This window comes from Neisseria sp. P0020.S005 (assembly GCF_051957055.1).
Taxonomy (GTDB): domain Bacteria; phylum Pseudomonadota; class Gammaproteobacteria; order Burkholderiales; family Neisseriaceae; genus Neisseria; species Neisseria subflava_A.
The window spans coordinates 14,008-30,683 of the sequence record NZ_JBQCWV010000005.1 but is presented as its reverse complement, the minus strand read 5'-3'; the positions used below and the strand labels follow the sequence as shown (position 1 = coordinate 30,683).

General features: G+C 48.9%; 17 protein-coding genes, 2 tRNA genes and 1 riboswitch. Of the genes, 12 read left to right on the top strand and 7 right to left on the bottom strand.

Going from position 1 to position 16,676, the window contains the following annotated elements; translation table 11 throughout:
• Position 1 precedes the first annotated feature (1 nt).
• From ACTHTU_RS05510 to ACTHTU_RS05495, 4 genes are all read left to right on the top strand, one after another.
• Positions 2 to 439 (top strand): ExbD/TolR family protein, encoded by a 438-nt coding sequence (locus ACTHTU_RS05510; protein WP_063069342.1) that lies wholly within the window; start codon positions 2 to 4, stop codon positions 437 to 439.
• A 132-nt stretch (positions 440 to 571) separates the two neighbouring features.
• Entirely contained in the window at positions 572 to 2,233 is a 1,662-nt protein-coding gene (locus tag ACTHTU_RS05505) for an electron transfer flavoprotein-ubiquinone oxidoreductase (protein WP_440362003.1), read from the top strand.
• 84 nt (positions 2,234 to 2,317) lie between these two features.
• Positions 2,318 to 3,172: a dihydropteroate synthase gene (folP, locus tag ACTHTU_RS05500; RefSeq protein WP_440362002.1), complete on the top strand. Its 855-nt coding sequence runs from the start codon at positions 2,318 to 2,320 to the stop codon at positions 3,170 to 3,172.
• 93 nt (positions 3,173 to 3,265) lie between these two features.
• Positions 3,266 to 3,341: transfer RNA gene (locus ACTHTU_RS05495), tRNA-Ile, on the top strand.
• Positions 3,342 to 3,939: 598 nt separating this feature from the next.
• On the opposite strand, the gene ACTHTU_RS05490 is transcribed toward ACTHTU_RS05495, so the two are convergent.
• Positions 3,940 to 4,398 (bottom strand): RrF2 family transcriptional regulator, encoded by a 459-nt coding sequence (locus ACTHTU_RS05490; RefSeq protein ID WP_004518811.1) that lies wholly within the window; start codon positions 4,396 to 4,398, stop codon positions 3,940 to 3,942.
• A 146-nt stretch (positions 4,399 to 4,544) separates the two neighbouring features.
• Here ACTHTU_RS05490 and ACTHTU_RS05485 point away from each other — a divergent pair, with 146 nt between their 5' ends.
• Both ACTHTU_RS05485 and ACTHTU_RS05480 read left to right on the top strand, forming a co-directional pair.
• The gene (locus tag ACTHTU_RS05485; protein ID WP_440362001.1) at positions 4,545 to 4,925 is read left to right on the top strand and encodes a hemerythrin domain-containing protein; all 381 of its coding nucleotides are present in this window, start codon (positions 4,545 to 4,547) and stop codon (positions 4,923 to 4,925) included.
• Between the two features lie 86 nt (positions 4,926 to 5,011).
• Positions 5,012 to 6,169: an NnrS family protein gene (locus tag ACTHTU_RS05480; RefSeq protein WP_440362000.1), complete on the top strand. Its 1,158-nt coding sequence runs from the start codon at positions 5,012 to 5,014 to the stop codon at positions 6,167 to 6,169.
• A 102-nt stretch (positions 6,170 to 6,271) separates the two neighbouring features.
• Here ACTHTU_RS05480 and ACTHTU_RS05475 read toward each other — a convergent pair.
• The 3 genes from ACTHTU_RS05475 to ispB all read right to left on the bottom strand — a co-directional run bounded on the left by ACTHTU_RS05475 (position 6,272) and on the right by ispB (position 7,790).
• Positions 6,272 to 6,346, bottom strand: a tRNA-Arg gene (locus ACTHTU_RS05475).
• A gap of 18 nt (positions 6,347 to 6,364) precedes the next feature.
• The gene (locus ACTHTU_RS05470) at positions 6,365 to 6,811 is read right to left on the bottom strand and encodes a DUF441 domain-containing protein (protein ID WP_004518807.1); all 447 of its coding nucleotides are present in this window, start codon (positions 6,809 to 6,811) and stop codon (positions 6,365 to 6,367) included.
• A 4-nt stretch (positions 6,812 to 6,815) separates the two neighbouring features.
• Positions 6,816 to 7,790 carry an octaprenyl diphosphate synthase gene (gene ispB / locus ACTHTU_RS05465; RefSeq protein WP_440361999.1) on the bottom strand — a complete coding sequence of 325 codons (975 nt, stop codon included), beginning with the start codon at positions 7,788 to 7,790 and terminating at the stop codon, positions 6,816 to 6,818.
• Between the two features lie 262 nt (positions 7,791 to 8,052).
• Between ispB and rplU the strand changes: the two genes are divergently transcribed.
• The 3 genes from rplU (at position 8,053) to ubiM (ending at position 10,120) form a co-directional block, all read left to right on the top strand.
• The gene (gene rplU / locus ACTHTU_RS05460) at positions 8,053 to 8,361 is read left to right on the top strand and encodes a 50S ribosomal protein L21 (protein ID WP_002216394.1); all 309 of its coding nucleotides are present in this window, start codon (positions 8,053 to 8,055) and stop codon (positions 8,359 to 8,361) included.
• A gap of 27 nt (positions 8,362 to 8,388) precedes the next feature.
• Positions 8,389 to 8,661 carry a 50S ribosomal protein L27 gene (rpmA, locus tag ACTHTU_RS05455; RefSeq protein WP_002212328.1) on the top strand — a complete coding sequence of 91 codons (273 nt, stop codon included), beginning with the start codon at positions 8,389 to 8,391 and terminating at the stop codon, positions 8,659 to 8,661.
• Between the two features lie 274 nt (positions 8,662 to 8,935).
• Positions 8,936 to 10,120, top strand: a complete 1,185-nt coding sequence (gene ubiM, locus ACTHTU_RS05450) for a 5-demethoxyubiquinol-8 5-hydroxylase UbiM (RefSeq protein WP_440361998.1) — start codon at positions 8,936 to 8,938, stop codon at positions 10,118 to 10,120.
• Between the two features lie 67 nt (positions 10,121 to 10,187).
• Here ubiM and ACTHTU_RS05445 read toward each other — a convergent pair whose 3' ends face one another.
• Both ACTHTU_RS05445 and queF read right to left on the bottom strand, forming a co-directional pair.
• Positions 10,188 to 10,865 carry a 7-cyano-7-deazaguanine/7-aminomethyl-7-deazaguanine transporter gene (locus ACTHTU_RS05445; protein WP_440361997.1) on the bottom strand — a complete coding sequence of 226 codons (678 nt, stop codon included), beginning with the start codon at positions 10,863 to 10,865 and terminating at the stop codon, positions 10,188 to 10,190.
• Between the two features lie 100 nt (positions 10,866 to 10,965).
• Positions 10,966 to 11,439 (bottom strand): preQ(1) synthase, encoded by a 474-nt coding sequence (gene queF, locus ACTHTU_RS05440; protein ID WP_003748427.1) that lies wholly within the window; start codon positions 11,437 to 11,439, stop codon positions 10,966 to 10,968.
• A 3-nt stretch (positions 11,440 to 11,442) separates the two neighbouring features.
• Positions 11,443 to 11,487, bottom strand: a riboswitch (PreQ1 riboswitch).
• 146 nt (positions 11,488 to 11,633) lie between these two features.
• Between queF and rfaQ the strand changes: the two genes are divergently transcribed.
• Entirely contained in the window at positions 11,634 to 12,716 is a 1,083-nt protein-coding gene (gene rfaQ, locus ACTHTU_RS05435; RefSeq protein WP_440361996.1) for a putative lipopolysaccharide heptosyltransferase III, read from the top strand.
• 6 nt (positions 12,717 to 12,722) lie between these two features.
• Here the strand turns inward: rfaQ and ACTHTU_RS05430 are convergent, their stop codons facing one another.
• Positions 12,723 to 13,703 carry a hypothetical protein gene (locus tag ACTHTU_RS05430; RefSeq protein ID WP_440361995.1) on the bottom strand — a complete coding sequence of 327 codons (981 nt, stop codon included), beginning with the start codon at positions 13,701 to 13,703 and terminating at the stop codon, positions 12,723 to 12,725.
• 363 nt (positions 13,704 to 14,066) lie between these two features.
• Here ACTHTU_RS05430 and ACTHTU_RS05425 point away from each other — a divergent pair, with 363 nt between their 5' ends.
• Both ACTHTU_RS05425 and pncB read left to right on the top strand, forming a co-directional pair.
• Positions 14,067 to 15,362, top strand: coding sequence for a M23 family metallopeptidase (locus tag ACTHTU_RS05425; protein ID WP_440361994.1), 1,296 nt, complete (start codon positions 14,067 to 14,069; stop codon positions 15,360 to 15,362).
• Positions 15,363 to 15,454: 92 nt separating this feature from the next.
• The gene (pncB, locus tag ACTHTU_RS05420) at positions 15,455 to 16,675 is read left to right on the top strand and encodes a nicotinate phosphoribosyltransferase (RefSeq protein ID WP_049332299.1); all 1,221 of its coding nucleotides are present in this window, start codon (positions 15,455 to 15,457) and stop codon (positions 16,673 to 16,675) included.
• Position 16,676: the final 1 nt, after the last annotated feature.

Below are 16,676 nucleotides of genomic sequence, written 5' to 3'. Positions count from 1 at the left end.
CATGGCTTTCGGATCAATGAATTCCGGCGATGATGCGCCGATGTCGGATATCAACGTTACACCTTTGGTGGACGTGATGCTGGTGTTGCTGATTGTATTTATGATTACCATGCCGGTGCTGACCCACTCGATTCCTTTGGAGTTGCCGACTGCTTCGGAAAAAGCGGCGAAAGAGGATAAGCAGCAGCCTAAAGATCCTTTGCGTTTGAGCATTGATGCCAGTGGTGCTTATATCGTTGGCGGCGATTCCGATACCAAAGTGGATTTGGCAACGGTAACTGCCAAGCTGAAAGAAGCCAAAGCGAAAAACGAAGATGTGATTGTGGCGATTGCGGCGGATAAAGCGGTTGAATACGATTACGTCAACCAAGCCCTGCAAGCGGCGCGCGAAGCCGGTATCAGCAAAATCGGTTTTGTAACGGAAACCAAAGCGCAGTAATCTTTTGAATACAGTCAAGGCCGTCTGAAATTTGAGTAAAGTTTCAGACGGCCTTTTGTTGTATTTGGTAACTATATGTCCAGGCTGTATAATTAGCGGATTAAATTGAATAATGACAATACAGGAACCGCTATGACAGAAACCATCGAACGCGACAGTATGCAATACGATGTCGTGATTGTCGGCGCAGGCCCGTCGGGTTTGTCTGCCGCCATCAAACTCAAGCAGCTTGCCGAAAAGAATGGACGCGAAATCAGCGTTTGCGTGGTGGAGAAGGGTTCGGAGGCCGGTGCGCACTCGCTTGCCGGTGCCATCATCGATCCGATTTCTTTGAATGAACTGATTCCTGATTGGAAAGAAAAAGGCGCGCCGCTGACGCGTACAGTGACGAAGGACAGGGTTTTGTTCCTGACCGAGAAAAAAGCGTTCAACCTGCCGGTTACCCCGAATTTCGACAACCATGCGAACTATATTGCCAGCTTGGGCGAAGTCGTGCGCTGGCTGGCGGAGCAGGCGGAAAATTTGGGCGTGGAAATCTATCCGGGCTTTGCCGCTGCCGAGGTGCTGTATCACGAAGACGGTTCGGTCAAAGGCATTGCGACCGGTAATATGGGTGTGGGCAAAGACGACGAACCGACCGATTCATTCCAGCCCGGCATGGAGCTTTGGGCGCAACAAACCATATTTGCCGAAGGCTGCCGCGGCTCGCTTTCCAAACAAGTCATCGAACGTTTCCAACTCGACCAAAACAGCGAGCCGCAAACTTATGGCTTGGGCATTAAAGAAATTTGGGAAGTGCCGTCTGAAAAACATCAGCCCGGTTTGGTCATGCACAGCGCAGGCTGGCCGTTGGACAGCAAAACCTATGGCGGCTCGTTTATTTATCACTTTGACGAAAATAAAGTTGCTGTCGGCTTTGTGGTCGGTTTGGATTATCAAAACCCTTATCTGTCGCCGTTTGAAGAGTTCCAACGTTTCAAAACCCATCCTGAAATCCGCAAAACCTTTGAAGGCGGCCGCCGTATCGCTTATGGCGCGCGTTCGCTGATTGAAGGCGGTTTGCAAAGCCTGCCGAAACTCTCGTTTAAAGGCGGCGTTTTGGTCGGCGATGCGGCGGGTTTCCTCAATATGCCGCGTATCAAAGGTATTCATACCGCGATGAAATCCGCCATGCTCGCCGCAGAAGCCGTGTTCCCTATGTTGGAAAACCTCGAAGAAGTGGAAAGCTTCGACAGCGGCAAAGAAGCGGCCGATTATCAGCAACGCTTTGAACAAAGCTGGCTGTATCAAGAGCTTTACGCCGCGCGCAATGTCCGTCCGTCATTTAAATGGGGAGTTTACCTCGGCTCAATCTATACCGGCATCGACCAGATGATTTTCAGAGGCAAAGCCCCGTGGACCTTGAAACATCACGGCAAAGACAACGAGCAGCTCAAAAAAGCCGCCGAATGCAAGCCGATTGACTATCCGAAGCCCGATGGCGTATTAACCTTCGACCGCTTAAGCAGCGTCTTCCTCGCCAATCTCGCGCACGAAGAAAACCAGCCCGACCATTTGGTGCTGAAAAATCCGCAAGTCATGATAGACGTAAACTACAAAGAATACGCCTCGCCCGAAACCCGCTATTGTCCGGCCGGCGTATATGAAATCGTCGAAGAAAACGGCAGCCCGCGTCTGCAAATCAATGCCGCCAACTGCGTTCACTGCAAAACGTGCGACATCAAAGACCCGACGCAAAACATCACTTGGATTTGTCCCGAAGGCGCGAGCGGACCAAATTACGGCGGAATGTAATTTACTGTTTTGAAGTCAAAACCTAAAGACCGTCTGAAAAGTTTCAGACGGCCTCTATCCTATTATTTCATCAATGGAAGCATTATGAACACGCACATTTGGCAGGCAGGCCGATTTGAAATCGCCTTAGACAAACCGAAAATCATGGGCATCGTCAATCTGACCCCCGATTCATTTTCCGATGGCGGCACCTATTCGCAAAATGTCCAAATAGCATTGGCACATGCCGAGCAACTGCTGAAAGACGGTGCGGATATTCTCGATATCGGCGGCGAATCTATGCGCCCGGGTTCGGATGATGTTTCTCTCGGAGAAGAAGAATGGGCCAGGGTACAGCCGGTTTTGGCGGAAGTCGCCAAGTGGAATGTTCCCATCAGCTTGGACACGCGCCACACGGCAATCATGGAAAAAGCCTTGGCGCAAGGCGGCGTCGATATTATCAACGATGTTGCCGCATTGAGTGATGAAGGCGCAGTCGCATTGCTGGCGCAACAGCCTAATACAGGCGTGTGTCTCATGCACATGCAGGGTTTGCCCAAAACCATGCAGCTTAATCCGCAATATCAAGATGTCGTCGAAGAAGTCGCGCGTTATTTAAAAGCACGCGCGGCAGAATGCGTTCAAGCAGGCATTGCCCCTGAACGTATCACGCTAGACCCCGGCTTCTGTTTCGGCAAAAACCTGCAACACAACATCACACTGATAAAACATTTGCCTGAGTTGATGGACGCAACCGGATTCCCCCTTCTGATCGGCGTATCGCGTAAAAGTATGATTGGCGAGCTGACAGGCGAACAAGATGCCGCCAAACGCGTACACGGCAGCGTCGCAGCCGCTTTGGCCACAGTGGCTAGAGGAGCGCAAATCATCCGTGTTCACGATGTCAAAGCAACATCGGACGCTTTGAAAGTTTGGGAAGCATTGGGCATATCGGCATAATACCCGAATAGAAAACCAACAGGCCGTCTGAAACATTGGCCCGGTATCTTGAACAAGAAACAAGTTATGCTATAATCCGCATCTACTCTTGACGGGTCTGTAGCTCAGGGGTTAGAGCAGGGGACTCATAATCCCTTGGTCGTGGGTTCGAAACCCACCGGACCCACCAAATATTAAAAATGCCCGAGGCTTTTGGCTTCGGGCATTTTTGTATTTATTGGTTTGCGAAAGATTGGAATATAATGTCGACAATAGCAATTGGTTATGTCGTCCAATATGTTTTTTAGGGAAAATTCTTTTTAAAAAAGAAGGAGTAGTTTGGTGGAGTTATTGCCTTATTTTCTGTTTTGTTTAGTATTTTTGTATTTTATTGCAATTATAATTAATCTAGTAATGCTATATAAAATATTAAAATCAGAAGGGATGGATATAGGTTTTTTTGAATATCTATTTACTCATAGAAGTATGCAATTAAAATTTTTCAAGATACTGTTTGGAATGCAAAAAATATCCAATAAATTTTATCTGAAAATATTAAGAATAAATTTTACGGTTGCTATGATTATTCTTATTTTAGGTTTTTCTATTGTCTTATATTCGACATATTTAGTATAAAAATTAACCTATCGAATGAAAGTCAGCTATTTAAGCTGTAGAGTGTTTTGTAAACCAATGCCGTCTGAAAATCGTCATTTCAGACGGTATTTTTAATTATTTAAGTAATACCATTTCAGTATGGCTGGATTGTTTTCAGACGGCCTGAAGATTTAGTCGGCCGTTCCGCGTATTTCGTTGATTGGGATGCGCGGTGTATAAAGTATGTCGTAAGTCGGCTTGTCCAGCAGATCTTGTAGTGAATATTGATCTAAATGATTAAAGAAGGCTTTGATGGCGCCGGTGATGATACCGGTCAGTCGGCAGGATGGGGTGATGAGGCATTCGTTGTTATCGCCCATGCATTCGACGACCTGCATCGGCTCAAGATGGCGTACCACTGCACCGATATTGATGTTTTCAGGATTGTCTGCCAAGCGTAAACCGCCGCCTTTGCCGCGCACACTGACCAGAAAACCGCCTTTGACTAATGAGGTAACCACTTTCATCAAATGGCTTTTGGAAATATTGTAAGTCTCGGCAATGGTGCCGATATTGACGAGGGTATCGTCGTTGATGGCGGTATAAACCAATACGCGCAATCCGTAATCGGTATGTTGGGTCAGATACATGGCTGGCTCTTTAGATATTTTTATTATATGTCAAAAGCGTAGTGTTTGGAGAGGGGCTGTTTGACTTTATGTGGGGTTGGGTTTCATAATATCTGAAACATTTGAATTAATCCAGTTTGACAAACTGTTACCATTATAACGAACTTATGAAGCCCTTGAAACGCCATCCTGCCTTAATAGAACTTTCCCGCGAACATCATGGCTCGCTGTCGTTGTGCGTCCGTCTTCTGCGTACGCCCGATCAAAGCCATCAGGCGGAGCTGGAGCCTCATTTTATTGAGCTTGAGCCACATTTTTTGGAAGAGGAAACCATGTTTGCGCCGTATTGGGATAAAATTGACCCTGCGTTGCGGCAGCGTTTTGAAGGCGATCATGCCAAATTACGCGCGATGATGGTGCATCCTGAATATATGAATGAATCATGGAATAAGGAGTTTGCTGTCACTTTGCGCGATCATGCGCGCTTTGAGGAGCGCGAGCTTTTCCCAGCGATCGAACCTTTTTTGCCTTTACCTGAAAATGTGTAACAGGGAAAGGAGTCGATGGCCGTCTGAAAAGTTTCAGACGGCCTCTGTTGCTGTTTTATGATGATATAAAAATTGAAGGAACCACCATGACCGATTTGTTCAAACACCCGGTTTGGGCAATGGCCTTCCGCCCGTTTTATTCGTTGGCGGCTTTGTATGGCGCATTGTCTATACTGCTTTGGGGCTTCGGCTATCAGGGTACGCCTGAATTGTCGGGTTTTTATTGGCATGCCCATGAAATGATTTGGGGCTATGCCGGATTGGTTGTCATTGCATTCTTATTGACGGCCGTGGCGACTTGGACAGGCCAGCCGCCCACACGCGGTAAGGCGTTGGCCGGTTTGACCGCATTTTGGCTGTTGGCCCGCATTTGTATGTTTATTCCTGGTTGGGGGGTAACGGCAAGCGGCATATTCGGTACGATCTTTTTCTGGTATGGCGCGGTATGCATGGCTTTGCCGGTAATTCGTTCTCAAAACAAGCGCAACTATGTTGCCGTGTTCGCTATTTTTGTTTTGGGTGGCACCCATTTCGCCTTCCATCTGAAAGTGCAGCCGTTTGATGCCATTGCGCTGATGACCGGTTTGCAATCCGGTTTGATTATGGTGGCCGGATTTATCGGTTTGATCGGTATGCGGATTATCTCGTTCTTTACGTCCAAGCGCCTGAACGTACCGCAAATTCCCAGCCCTCAATGGGTGGCGCACGCTTCACTTTGGCTGCCTATGCTGACCGCCATGCTGATGGCGCATAACATTTTGCCGGGACTGGCCGCGTTGTTTGCTCTGGCTGCCGGTGTGATTTTTACCGTGCAGGTGTACCGCTGGTGGTATAAAGCCGTGCTGAAAGAGCCTATGCTTTGGATTTTGTTTGCCGGCTATCTGTTTACCGGCTTGGGTTTGATTGCGGTCGGTCTTTCCTATTGGATTTCAAGTTTCCTGAATTTGGGCGTACACCTTATCGGCGTTGGCGGTATCGGCGTGCTGACTTTGGGCATGATGGCACGAACCGCGCTTGGCCATACCGGCAACTCCATTTATCCGCCGCCTAAAGTGGTTCCTGTCGCCTTTTGGTTGATGATAGCCGCAACGGTTGTCCGTGTTTTAGCTACCTTTGTGAGCGGTACGGCATACACGCATAGTATCCGTTGCTCCGCCGCTTTGTTTGCCGCTTCTTTGCTGTTGTACGCATGGAAATATATTCCTTGGTTGATTCGTCCGCGTTCGGATGGTCGTCCGGGTTAACGGTTTGGCAAAATGAGAAGGCCGTCTGAAAAGTTTCAGACGGCCTTTATTATTGATAATAAAAAAAGCCTTTCAGAATATGAAAGGCTTTTATTGAAACTGTGGCCTCGCCAACAGGAATCGAACCTGTATTTTACGCTTAGGAGGCATACGTTCTATCCGTTGAACTATGGCGAGGCGGTAAAGGAGGGGATTTTAAACCTTTCCAGCAAAAAAAGACAATAAGCCGGCGGCAATCAAAGGGCCGACCGGAATGCCGCCGACAAAGGCAACGCCGATGACCGTGCCGATTAATAATCCGGTTACCAAAACTGGCTGTTCGCTCATTAATGGAACGCCGCGTCCGGCAAGCCAGGCAACCAAAATGCCGATAAGGACGGCGGCAATCATTTTGAAATTGATAAACTCGGAAACCGGCGGAATTTGAATTTTACCGGAAACCAGCGGGCTCAATACGCCGATGGTCAGCAGGATGATGCCCAGATGCAACCCGTGTTTTTCCACCAAGGGAAGATATTGCGACAAGGCCGTCTGCTGCATGAGCAGCAATACCGCTGCCGAAATCGTAATCGAGTTGTTGTTGCTGACGACGCCCAAAAAAATCAGCGTAACCAGAAACAAAGGGACAAAGCTGAAATTCATCGGATTAAGATACTCTGGCCAAGGATTCTTTTGCCAGTTGGATCATGGCTTCTTTGACTTCGCTGTCAGGCAATACGTTCAATGAAGCGATGGCTTTGTCGACAGCTTTTTTCGCCTCGGAAATCGAATATGGCAAAGCGTCGGAGTTAACGACATAGTCGTGGATTTTTTCAAAATAGCTGCGGTCGGCATTTTCCAAAGCATGGCGCACATCGTTTGCTGCTTGCTCGGAGCCGTTTCGCATCAGGTAAATCAATGGCAGGGTAGGTTTGCCTTCGGCCAAATCGTCGCCGACGTTTTTGCCGATTTCTTCGGTTTCGCCTGAATAGTCCAATACATCGTCAATGATTTGGAAAGCCGTACCGACGTACATGCCGTAGTCTTTCAAGGCCTGTTCGTGTTCGGGGGAAGCCTTGCCCAAAATTGCGCCGACTTGAGCGGCTGCTTCAAACAGTTTGGCTGTTTTGTATTGGATAACTTGGACGTATTGCTCTTCGGTAATATCCGTATTGCCGATGTTCATCAGCTGCATGACTTCGCCTTCGGCGATGATATTAGTCGCATCTGCCATCACTTCCAAGATACGCATACTGCCCGAACCAACCATCAGTTGGAAGGCGCGTGTATATAGGAAGTCGCCGACCAAAACAGCCGCCGCGTTGCCGAAGAGGTTGTTTGCCGTTTTACGGCCGCGGCGCAAATCGCTTTCATCGACAACATCGTCGTGCAGGAGGGTGGAGGTGTGGATGAATTCCACCATCGCTGCCAGCGAGTACAGTTTTTCATCGTCATACCCGACTGCTTTGCCTGCCAAAATGGTAATAATCGGACGCAGGCGCTTACCGCCCGCGCTGATGATGTATGTGCCGATTTGCGAAATCAGCGCGACATCGGATTGAACAGCTTGGTTGATGACCGCATTAACTTTGGCAAGGTCATCGGGCAGGTGGCGTTGGAAGTAAGGCAGGTTTTCGAGCATAAAACATTCTCTGTTGACAAAACGGAGCGGGGCTCCAATGAATCTGTTTAAACCCGTACATTCGGTCGGGGTAATAACGTTGCATAAAGATATCAGCAATCCAGCGCGTGATTATATCAGTTAAAAAGCATGCAACATATCTTTCAGACGGCCTTTTCACTTGTAAATAAAATAAATTTTGACAAAACAGGCAAATAGAAATAGAATAGCTCGTTTCGCACATGGTGTGCGGAAAGTTAACCTAATTCTCATGGAGTTGAGTATGTACGCGGTCGTAAAAACCGGCGGTAAACAATATAAAGTTTCCGTTGGCGAAAAATTGAAAGTAGAACAGATACCAGCCGAACTCGACAGCCAAATCGAACTGACTGAAGTTTTGATGATTGCTGACGGCGAATCTGTAAAAGTAGGCGCACCTTTTATCGAAGGCGCAAAAGTAACAGCTAAAGTCGTTGCTCATGGTCGTGGCGAGAAAGTACGCATTTTCAAAATGCGTCGTCGCAAACACTACCAAAAACGCCAAGGCCATCGCCAAAATTTCACCCAAATCGAAATCGTGGCAATCGCCTAATTTCAAGTAAGTTCAGGAGTATTACAAATGGCAAGTAAAAAAGCAGGCGGTAGCACCCGCAACGGTCGCGATTCAGAAGCCAAACGCTTGGGCGTTAAAGCCTACGGCAACGAGCTGATTCCGGCAGGCTCTATCATCGTTCGTCAACGTGGTACTAAATTCCACGCAGGTGACAACGTAGGCATGGGCAAAGACCACACTTTGTTTGCTAAAGTCGACGGTTATGTTGAATTCAAAACCAAAGGCGCGCTGAACCGTAAAACAGTCAGCATTCGTCCTTACACCGGTTCTGAAGAATAATCGTTTTACGATTGAAAGCCGCATTCCTTTTCGGAATGCGGTTTTTGTTTGTCAGACTGTTTTGTCTGTTTGATAAAATCCGTATGTCGTGAAGCTTGATTTATATTAAGGCCAAAGTAAAAACGTGCTTACAATCGATGGTCTTTGTTTTATTCTATCGACTATTTCTATATAATCTATCAAATGCCTTTGATTTACCCTCATGTAGCTAAACACAGTAAACTTAAGGCCGTCTGAAAAAATCCGTATCAGTTGAATACAAGGAATTCCTCCCATGAGCTTACACAGTGATATTCTCGTCGTCGGCGCAGGCCCTGCCGGATTAAGTTTTGCTGCAGAGTTGGCCGGAAGCGGTTTGAACATAACCCTGATTGAAAGAAGTCCTTTAGAAGTGTTGCAAAATCCGCCGTATGACGGCCGTGAAATCGCACTGACACACTTGTCGCGCGAAATCATGCAGCGATTGGGTATGTGGGATTTGATTCCAAAAGACGAAATTTATCCTTTGCGCGATGCCAAAGTGTTGAATGGCCATTCCGATTACCAGCTCCACTTCCCGCAACCGACTCAGGCGCGCGGCGAGCCTGCGGACTGCTTGGGCTATTTGATTTCCAACCACAATATCCGCAAAGCCGCTTATGAAGTCGTGTCCAAATTGGACAACGTGAAAATTCTGACCGGCACCAATGTTAAAGAAGTCAAAACTTCTGACGATGAGGCGCAAGTTATTTTAGAAAGTGGCGAAGTATTGACCGGCCGTCTGTTGTTGGCCGCCGATAGCCGCTTCTCGCAAACGCGCCGTCAATTGGGCATTTCTTCCGATATGCACGATTACAGCCGCACTATGTTTGTGTGCCGCATGAAGCATACTCTGTCCAACCTGCATACCGCATATGAATGCTTCCACTACGGCCGCACCATTGCGTTGCTGCCTTTGGAAGAGCATTTGACCAATACAGTGATTACGGTGGACAGCGATAAAGCCGAAACGATTAAAAATATGTCGCCGGAAGAATTGGCGGCCAGCGTGAAAGAGCAACTCAAAGGCCGTTTGGGCGATATGGAATTGGCCAGCACCATTCACAATTATCCTTTGGTCGGCATGATTGCACAACGTTTCTACGGCAAACGCAGCGCGTTGATCGGCGATGCCGCAGTCGGTATGCATCCGGTTACTGCGCACGGTTTCAACTTGGGTCTGGCAAGTGCCGATCTTTTGGCTAAATTGGTGCTTGAAGCCGAGCAACGCGGTCAGGATATTGGTGCGAAGAGCCTGCTGGAAAAATACAGCACCAAGCATATGCTCCACGCCCATCCGATTTACCACGGCACCAATATGCTGCTGAAACTCTTTACCAATGAAACTGCTCCGGCGAAACTGCTGCGCGGTTTGGTATTGCGTGCAAGCAATAACTTCCCGCCGTTGAAAAAACTGATTACCAAACAATTGACCGGTTAATTGTTTAAAACATAAAAGGCCGTCTGAACGATTAAAGTTTCAGACGGCCTTGTTTTTTATCTACTGCTTATTTGGCTAAAACCGATTCTGGCATTTCTTGACGGACGTTTAAGGAAGTCAGTTTTTTGGTCAAGATGCTCAATACGATGCCGTAGGCGGGCAGGAAGAAGAGGGTGCAGATGGCGAGTTTGAACAGATAATCGACAAATGCGATGCCCTGCCAGTTTGCCGCCATAAATTCATCGTTGCTCGCATAAAAGGCAACGGCGAAAAACACCAGCGTGTCCAAAGCGTTGCCGACAACGGTGGAAGCTGTGGGGGCAATCCACCATGATTTCAGACGGCGTAATCTGTTGAACACGAAAATATCGAGGATTTGCCCGAGCGCATAGGCGGAAAAGCTGGCCAATGCGATACGGCCGACGAAGGTGTTAAATTCGGCTAAAGATACCCAGCCTGTCCAGTTGCCGTCATGAAAGAGGACGGAGAAGACGTAAGAGAGCAGCAGGGCCGGGAGCATAACCCAAAAAATAATCCGTCTCGCCAACGGCGCGCCAAAAATGCGTACAGTCAGGTCGGTAGCGAGGAAGATAAAGGGAAAGGAAAATGCGCCCCAAGTGGTAAAGATACCGAAAATTTGAAAGGGGAACTGCACCAGATAGTTGCTGGCGGCAATAATAAAAATATGGAAAAGCACCAGCCAGAAGAGCGCTTTCTTCTGCTGTGCAGCGGTAAATTCGTACATGGAAATCTTTCGGAAGTTTTTCAGACGGCATGAAGCCTTGCAAGACTGTGCAATAGAGAAAGTCTTGCAATGAAAAGTGCGTTAGACCGTCTGAATAGGATTATTGTGCATCGTGCTCAAACAGGCGTTTGCGTGCCAAAGCTTCAAACTCTGTACCTGCTTTGCCGTAGTTGGCAAACGGATGAATGGCGATGCCGCCGCGCGGTGTGAATTCGCCGAATACTTCGATGTATTTCGGATCCATCAGGGCGATGAGGTCTTTCATGATGATGTTGACGCAGTCTTCATGGAAGTCGCCGTGGTTGCGGAAGCTGAAGAGATAGAGTTTCAGGGATTTGCTTTCCACCATTTTGATATGGGGGATGTAGCGGATGTAGATGGTGGCAAAGTCGGGCTGGCCGGTCATTGGGCAGAGGCTGGTGAACTCGGGGCAGACGAATTTGACGAAATAGTCGTTGTCGGGGTGTTTATTGTCGAACGCTTCCAAAATTTCAGGCGCGTATTCGCTCGGGTATTGGGTTTTCTGGTTGCCCAAAAGGGAGATGCCTTGCAGCTCTTCGTTGTTGCGGGACATGAGGTTTCCTTAGTTTTTTAATGTGGGAGGTTTTCGAACCACGGGTGCGGATTGTAATATAAATTGAATGGCTTGTGCGGATTTTATAGCGATGAATCAGCAGGATAGGTTTCAGACGGCCTGTTTTGTATTTTATGAAACCTGTTTTCCGCTTTACAATAGCAGCCAATCAACAGGCCGTCTGAAAGTTTTGTATGTCTTTAGCCCAACCCAAACGTATTCTGATCATCAAATTGCGCCATCATGGCGATGTGCTTTTGAGCACGCCGGTGGTCGATGCGCTGAAAACCCGTTTCCCCGATTGCGAAATCGATATGCTGGTGTATGCCGGTACAGAGCAGCTGATTGCCGACAATCCGCAGATTGCGCAGATTTTTACCATTAATCGAAATTGGAAGAAGCTGGGCGTATTCAAGCAGTTGGCGTGTGAGAAAAACCTTTTGTCTAAGCTGAAGGCACGCGATTACGACTGGGCTTTCAATCTGTCCGACCAATGGCGCGCGGCTGTCATTGCCAAACTGTGCGCCCGTTGCAGCGTGGGTTTGGACTGCATCAAGCGCGACGGTTTCTGGTGGCGTTTCTGTCATGATTTTATCAACCATGAGCTTGATACCAGCCATCATATCGTTGAAAACCAATTGAATATCCTTGCGCCGCTTATCCAGCCGAAAGACGTGGCCGATGCGAAGGTACGCCTTTGGGTGGCACAAGATGCAAGGGAAAGCATGCGGCAGAAATTGCGTGAACAGGGTTGGAACGGCGAAGATTATGTGTTACTACACCCGGGTGCGCGTTGGCATTTCAAATGTTGGGAAGACGGCAAAAACGCCGCCATCGTACAGCTTCTGCTCAACAGCGGGCAGAATGTCGTATTGACTGCTTCTCCCGACACTGTCGAGCAATACATGCTTCAGGAAATTATAGGCCGTCTGAATATTCCGGAGGGCAGAAAAGTATATGTGTTGTCCGGATGCTTGAGCCTGCGTGAATTGGCGGCGGCCATTGAGGGAGCGAAGCTGTTTGTCGGTGTTGATTCTGCACCGATGCACATCGCCGCTGCTTTGGATAAACCGCAAATCGCTTTGTTTGGCGCGTCATGGGTGGATAAATGGCGTCCGTATTCCGAGCAGGCGGAAGTCATTTATGCCGGCGATTATGCAGAACTGCCTCACCCTGACAGTATCGATACCAACGATCCGACACGTCTGTTGAAAGCGATTCCGTTGCAGGATGTGTGGGACAAAATTTCTGCCAAATTGGAAGCGTTGGAGGCTTAAAACCGTTTACCACGATCCGTTAAACGTTTTAGCTTTGCGCCAAAATGCCCATTTGGAACGGCGGCCGATTTCCAGCGTGCCGCCGTTTTCGCCGTCTGTGGCAATGCACACGGTTTTCAGACGGCCTGAAGCGAGTGCGTCCCATAAAGGCGCAAACCAACGGGTTTCCCAGCTTTCCAAAATATCTTTGTATGCCCAAACATCGCCTGTTTGTAAGGTGGAAACCAAGTCGTCCAAAAAGATAAGGCCGTCTGAAACCGTGTTGCCTGTTTCTTGAACCATCTCAAACCAAGCCTTTAAATCATACGGCGCATCGAGTTTGGGCGTATCTGAAAAACGCGCCCATGCGCTGTCTGAGGCGACAATATCCGCAGACTGTGTACCGTCCGCATCATTCCACAGCCACAAACCGTTGATTTCCGGCAATCCTTGTTGCTCACGCGCTTGGTTAATCGGATGCGAGTGGAGAAACATTTGGATTTCCGTCTGCATGGCCAACCAAGACACCGCATCTTGTCCGTGCGCCTGACCGTCCATTTCCGGCTGTCCGCACACATCCAAAACACATTCCTCCCCCCAATCTTCTATCGTCGGCATACTGAGCAGCCACATGCTTTCGCAAAGCGGCTCGAATTGCCAATCTTTATCTTGATAAAACGCCGACAAATCCGCACATAACCGTTGCGCCTCTTCTTTTTGGATGCCGATAAACTCGCCGCTGATAATGTTGACATGGTGCATGCCCATCTGTTGCCAAACCGGAGAGGCAAAAGCGGCCGCGCGTTTTTGGTTTGTGTGGCGTAAACGTTGCACTTGGGTAATGAGGCTGCCGTTCCACAAATGGCATCCGTAAAATTCAGACGGCCTGAGTGTTTCTTTGCGTAATATGCCGTAACGCAAAAGACGGTTAAAAGCAGGTAAGGCAAGTTCAGGGACGGATTCGTCGGCAAAGCGGTTGAGCGAGGGGAGGGCGAGGGTCAGCTTCATAAGCGCAAATGGATAGAAAAACCGTTATTTTACGCGACAAATGATGCGTTTCGGAACCTTGCCCTCATGTACTCAAAAAGAGCCGTTCAGACGGCCAGTTTGGAAAAAACGGGCTGTCATGTTAAAATGCGTGGCGTAAATTTCAGAAAAACAGGGTGTAAATCAACACAATAGCCCTGATAATAACGTCAATCTCAAACACGACCTCATTCATTCCGAATGAAAACCTGATTTTCAGATCGGAAAAAAGACTCCAAGTCCTTTATCCCCAAAACTGTTTAAACCAGCAGGCGGTCGCGGCAGGCCGGATGTGCCGGCATTCTGCAAACCTAAAAAAACAGACCGCCCCATTAAGGATAACGCGTGATTAAAAACAAATATTCCACTCGATTCAAAGCAACCCTCTTAGCGTTTCTGCTGCCGGCTTCAGGCATCATGACCGCATACGCCATTACCGACCCTCAACCAGCACAAACCGATTTCAAAGTCGAGCGTATTTCCGAAGAGCTGCCTGCCGTTTATGTGGAAACCAATACCTATCAATCCAGCTATTGGGTGCAAGAAGTCGTCCAAGCCGGCGACTCTTTGGCAGACGTTTTGACGCGCATGGGTGTCAACCAAGAAGACATCAAGCAAATCATGGCGAAAAACAATGCCAACCTCGACATGAAAAACCTGCGGACCAACCAATCCGTCAACATCCGCATCGATTCTTCAGGCCAAGTGACCGACGTTCAATTCTTTACCGATGAAGAATTGGAACGCAACTTGGTGGCTTTGGAAAAAGTCAAAGGCAAATGGCGCATCTCCAATGCCGAAATCGACATGAAAACCATGCCGACCCTGCGCTCCGTGCAAATCCGCACTTCTGCCATCGGCGATATGCTCCGTGCCGAAATCCCTTCCGAAGTGTATATCCAGCTCAAAGAAATCTTTGCCGACTCATTCAATATGAGCGATTTGAAAGAAGGCGATATCGTGCGTCTTTTGTACAACAGCATGTATTTCCGCGGCCAGCAAATGGCGGTTGGCGATATTTTGGCGGCTGAAGTGGTTAAAGACGGTAAAACCTACCAAGCTTATTATTACAGCCAAGGCAAAGGCGACGAAGAAAGCGGTAGCTACTACGACCAAAACGGTAAGTCCCTGCAACAAAAAGAAGGCTTTAATACCGAACCTGTTGCATACACGCGCATTTCTTCCCCGTTCGGCTACCGTGTCCACCCGGTTCTGCATACTGTCCGTATGCACACCGGTATCGACTATGCCGCGCCGACCGGTACGCCGATTAAGGCCGCTGCCGACGGCGAAGTGATTTTCAAAGGTTGGAAAGGCGGCTACGGCAATACCGTGATGATTCGCCATGCCAACGGTGTGGAAACCCTGTACGGCCACATGAGCGCGTTCAGCCCTGCCGACGGCAGAGTCCGCGCCGGCGAAGTGATTGGTTTTGTCGGTACAACCGGCCGTTCGACCGGTCCGCACCTGCACTACGAAGCACGCGTCAACGGCCAGCCGGTCAACCCGACTACCGTCGCCCTGCCGACGCCGAAATTGACCCCGACCAATATGGCCGCGTTCCGCAAACAGCAAAAAGATGCCAGCACGATGTTGTCTACCATCCGCTCTTTGCCGGTTTCCGTAGCGCAGCTGGATTAATAAGATAAAGGCCGTCTGAATAAGGTTTCTTTCAGACGGCCTTTCCTATTAAAATCGATACCTCAACGCCCACGTTTACTCAGAGAAAGCTTATGTCTGCTCATCAGCCCATTATCCAATCCCTGCTTGATACCGACCTGTACAAATTCACCATGCTGCAAGTCGTGTTGCACCAATTCCCGCAAACCCACAGCCTCTACGAATTCCGCTGCCGCAACAAAGAGATGGTGTATCCGCTGGCCGATATTCAAGAAGACTTGGAACGCGAACTCGATTCCCTGTGCCAGCTGCGCTTTACCCATGACGAACTCGACTATCTGCGCAGCCTGCGCTTTATCAAAAGCGACTTTGTCGATTATCTCGAACTTTTCCAACTCCAACGCCGCTTTGTCCAAGTCAGCCCCGACGATCAAGGCCGTCTGAACATCCGCATCGAAGGCCCGATGATACAGGCGATGTTCTTCGAGATTTTCATTCTTGCCATCGTCAACGAACTCTATTTCCGCCGCTTGGAAACGCCTGCCGTCATCGAAGAGGGCGAGCGCCGTTTGCAGGCCAAAGCGCAACAGCTGAAAGAAATCGCGGCCACTCAAAATCCGAATGATCCGCCGTTCCTTATTTCCGATTTCGGCACGCGCCGCCGCTACACCCTTGCATGGCAGGAACACGTTATCCGCACCTTGCTGGAAGCCGCTCCCGATATCGTGCGCGGTACCAGCAATGTTTATCTGGCCAAAAAACTCGGCATCACACCAATCGGCACCATGGCGCACGAGTTCCTCCAAGCCTTTCAAGCCTTGGACGTACGTTTGCGTAATTTCCAAAAAGCCGCGCTGGAAAGCTGGGTACACGAATACCGCGGCGACCTCGGTATCGCCCTGACCGACGTAGTCGGCATGGATGCTTTCTTGCGCGACTTCGACCTTTACTTCGCCAAACTCTTCGACGGCCTGCGCCACGACAGCGGCGATCCTTATGTTTGGGGCGACAAAGCCTACGAGCATTACAAAAAACTCAAAATCGACAGCCGCACCAAAATGCTGACCTTTTCAGACGGCCTCGATATTGAGCGTTCATGGGCGTTGCACCAATACTTCAAAGACCGTTTCAAAACCAGTTTCGGTATCGGTACCAATCTGACCAACGACTTGGGACACACGCCTTTAAACATTGTTTTGAAACTTGTCGAGTGTAACGGCCAATCCGTCGCTAAGCTCTCCGACTCCCCGGGCAAAACCATGACCACCAACAACACCTTCCTCGCTTACCTGCGCCAAGTGTTTGACGTACCGGAGCCGGAAGAGAAAGCCTAAA

What these genes read in the sequence shown, in the direction of transcription:
- ACTHTU_RS05490 (WP_004518811.1), bottom strand. Translation starts at nt 4,398, where the DNA reads ATGTATCTGACCCAACATACCGATTACGGATTGCGCGTATTGGTTTAT.
- rfaQ (WP_440361996.1), top strand. Translation starts at nt 11,634, where the DNA reads ATGTCTTTAGCCCAACCCAAACGTATTCTGATCATCAAATTGCGCCAT.
- folP (WP_440362002.1), top strand. Translation starts at nt 2,318, where the DNA reads ATGAACACGCACATTTGGCAGGCAGGCCGATTTGAAATCGCCTTAGAC.
- ACTHTU_RS05480 (WP_440362000.1), top strand. Translation starts at nt 5,012, where the DNA reads ATGACCGATTTGTTCAAACACCCGGTTTGGGCAATGGCCTTCCGCCCG.
- ACTHTU_RS05510 (WP_063069342.1), top strand. Translation starts at nt 2, where the DNA reads ATGGCTTTCGGATCAATGAATTCCGGCGATGATGCGCCGATGTCGGAT.
- ispB (WP_440361999.1), bottom strand. Translation starts at nt 7,790, where the DNA reads ATGCTCGAAAACCTGCCTTACTTCCAACGCCACCTGCCCGATGACCTT.
- pncB (WP_049332299.1), top strand. Translation starts at nt 15,455, where the DNA reads ATGTCTGCTCATCAGCCCATTATCCAATCCCTGCTTGATACCGACCTG.
- rpmA (WP_002212328.1), top strand. Translation starts at nt 8,389, where the DNA reads ATGGCAAGTAAAAAAGCAGGCGGTAGCACCCGCAACGGTCGCGATTCA.
- ACTHTU_RS05430 (WP_440361995.1), bottom strand. Translation starts at nt 13,703, where the DNA reads ATGAAGCTGACCCTCGCCCTCCCCTCGCTCAACCGCTTTGCCGACGAA.
- ACTHTU_RS05470 (WP_004518807.1), bottom strand. Translation starts at nt 6,811, where the DNA reads ATGAATTTCAGCTTTGTCCCTTTGTTTCTGGTTACGCTGATTTTTTTG.
- ubiM (WP_440361998.1), top strand. Translation starts at nt 8,936, where the DNA reads ATGAGCTTACACAGTGATATTCTCGTCGTCGGCGCAGGCCCTGCCGGA.
- ACTHTU_RS05445 (WP_440361997.1), bottom strand. Translation starts at nt 10,865, where the DNA reads ATGTACGAATTTACCGCTGCACAGCAGAAGAAAGCGCTCTTCTGGCTG.
- ACTHTU_RS05505 (WP_440362003.1), top strand. Translation starts at nt 572, where the DNA reads ATGACAGAAACCATCGAACGCGACAGTATGCAATACGATGTCGTGATT.
- rplU (WP_002216394.1), top strand. Translation starts at nt 8,053, where the DNA reads ATGTACGCGGTCGTAAAAACCGGCGGTAAACAATATAAAGTTTCCGTT.
- ACTHTU_RS05485 (WP_440362001.1), top strand. Translation starts at nt 4,545, where the DNA reads ATGAAGCCCTTGAAACGCCATCCTGCCTTAATAGAACTTTCCCGCGAA.
- queF (WP_003748427.1), bottom strand. Translation starts at nt 11,439, where the DNA reads ATGTCCCGCAACAACGAAGAGCTGCAAGGCATCTCCCTTTTGGGCAAC.